This window comes from Acinetobacter towneri DSM 14962 = CIP 107472, from assembly GCF_000368785.1.
GTDB classification, from domain to species: Bacteria; Pseudomonadota; Gammaproteobacteria; order Pseudomonadales; family Moraxellaceae; genus Acinetobacter; species Acinetobacter towneri.
The window spans coordinates 8778-11310 of the sequence record NZ_KB849693.1 but is presented as its reverse complement, the minus strand read 5'-3'; the positions used below and the strand labels follow the sequence as shown (position 1 = coordinate 11310).

The 2533-nt window shown below is 49.9% G+C and carries 1 other annotated feature.

Annotated features, from left to right (window positions below):
• Nucleotides 1-2533 (bottom strand) — a sequence feature (most likely nonfunctional fraction of RNA operon).

Here is a 2533-nt window from a genome sequence, read left to right as displayed (position 1 = left end):
TATTTAAAAGCTGGCGATGACTTACTCTCACATGGCTAACGCCACACTACCATCAGCGCGAAGAGGTTTCACTTCTGAGTTCGGGAAGGGATCAGGTGGTTCACTCTTGCTATTGTCGCCAGCAAACTGTTTATGGACATTTTCGGGTCTTATTTTGACTGTGGATTGTATTTCACAGTGTGTGCCGTACTTTGTACCAAATGAGTTTAACGGATTGGACTATTGAGTCGGTATTGTAACTAGTTCATTAACTAAATCAAGTTTGAATTGATCATTTGTATGAATTTATCTTGATACAACAACTGTTTGGGTGTTGTATAGTCAAGCCTCACGAGCAATTAGTATTGGTCAGCTTCACATATCACTATGCTTCCACATCCAACCTATCAACGTCCTAGTCTTGAACGGCTCTTTAGAGGAATAAATTCCTAGGGAAATCTTATCTTGAGGTAGGCTTCCCGCTTAGATGCTTTCAGCGGTTATCCCTTCCGAACATAGCTACCCGGCGATGCGACTGGCGTCACAACCGGTACACCAGAGGTTCGTCCACTCTGGTCCTCTCGTACTAGGAGCAGATCCTCTCAAATTTCCAGCGCCCACGGTAGATAGGGACCGAACTGTCTCACGACGTTCTAAACCCAGCTCGCGTACCTCTTTAAATGGCGAACAGCCATACCCTTGGGACCTGCTTCAGCCCCAGGATGAGATGAGCCGACATCGAGGTGCCAAACACCGCCGTCGATATGAACTCTTGGGCGGTATCAGCCTGTTATCCCCAGAGTACCTTTTATCCGTTGAGCGATGGCCCTTCCATACAGAACCACCGGATCACTAAGACCTACTTTCGTACCTGCTCGACTTGTGGGTCTCGCAGTTAAGCGCGCTTTTGCCTTTATACTCTACGCGTGATTTCCGACCACGCTGAGCGCACCTTCGTACTCCTCCGTTACTCTTTAGGAGGAGACCGCCCCAGTCAAACTACCCACCAGACATGGTCCTCGCCCCGGATTACGGGGCAGAGTTAGAACCTCAACATTACCAGGGTGGTATTTCAAGGATGGCTCCAATCGAACTAGCGTCCCAGTTTCAAAGCCTCCCACCTATCCTACACAAGTAAGGTCAAAGTTCAATGTCAAGCTGCAGTAAAGGTTCACGGGGTCTTTCCGTCTAGCCGCGGGTACACCGCATCTTCACGGCGAATTCGATTTCACTGAGCCTCTGCTGGAGACAGCGCCGCCATCATTATGCCATTCGTGCAGGTCGGAACTTACCCGACAAGGAATTTCGCTACCTTAGGACCGTTATAGTTACGGCCGCCGTTTACTGGGGCTTCGATCAAGAGCTTCGCTTACGCTAACCCCATCAATTAACCTTCCAGCACCGGGCAGGCATCACACCCTATACGTCCACTTTCGTGTTTGCAGAGTGCTATGTTTTTAATAAACAGTTGCAGCGGCCTGGTTTCTGCGGCTGTCAATCGCTCAGGGAGCAAGTCCCATCACCATCAACAGCGTACCTTCTCCCGAAGTTACGGTACCATTTTGCCTAGTTCCTTCAGCAGAGTTCTCTCAAGCGCCTTGGTCTACTCGACCTGACCACCTGTGTCGGTTTCGGGTACGATTCCTGTGTAACTGTAGCTTAGAGACTTTTCTTGGAAGTATGGTATCAGCCACTTCGCTAGTAAACTAGCTTGCTATCGACTCTCAGCATAGAGCACCCCGGATTTGCCTAAGATGCATGCCTACTGTCTTCCACCTGGACAACCAACGCCAGGCTGACCTAACCTTCTCCGTCCTCTCATCGCATTACACAGAAGTATTGGAATATTAACCAATTTCCCATCGACTACGCCTTTCGGCCTCGCCTTAGGGGTCGACTCACCCAGCCCCGATTAACGTTGGACTGGAACCCTTGGTCTTTCGGCGAACGGGTTTTTCACCCGTTTTGTCGTTACTCACGTCAGCATTCGCACTTCTGATACCTCCAGCAGACTTCTCAATCCACCTTCATCGGCTTACAGAACGCTCCCCTACCACGTAACTTAAAGTTACATCCGCAGCTTCGGCACATAGTTTTAGCCCCGTTACATCTTCCGCGCAGGCCGACTCGACTAGTGAGCTATTACGCTTTCTTTAAAGGGTGGCTGCTTCTAAGCCAACCTCCTAGCTGTCTATGCCTTCCCACATCGTTTCCCACTTAACTATGATTTTGGGGCCTTAGCTGGCGGTCTGGATTGTTTTCCTCTTGACTACGGACGTTAGCACCCGCAGTCTGTCTCCCGGATAGTACTCATAGGTATTCGGAGTTTGCATCGGTTTGGTAAGTCGGGATGACCCCCTAGCCGAAACAGTGCTCTACCCCCAATGGTATTCGTCCGAGGCGCTACCTAAATAGCTTTCGGGGAGAACCAGCTATCACCGAGTTTGATTAGCCTTTCACCCCTATCCACAAGTCATCCCCTGGCTTTTCAACGACAGTGGGTTCGGTCCTCCAGTTAGTGTTACCCAACCTTCAACCTGCTCATGGATAGATC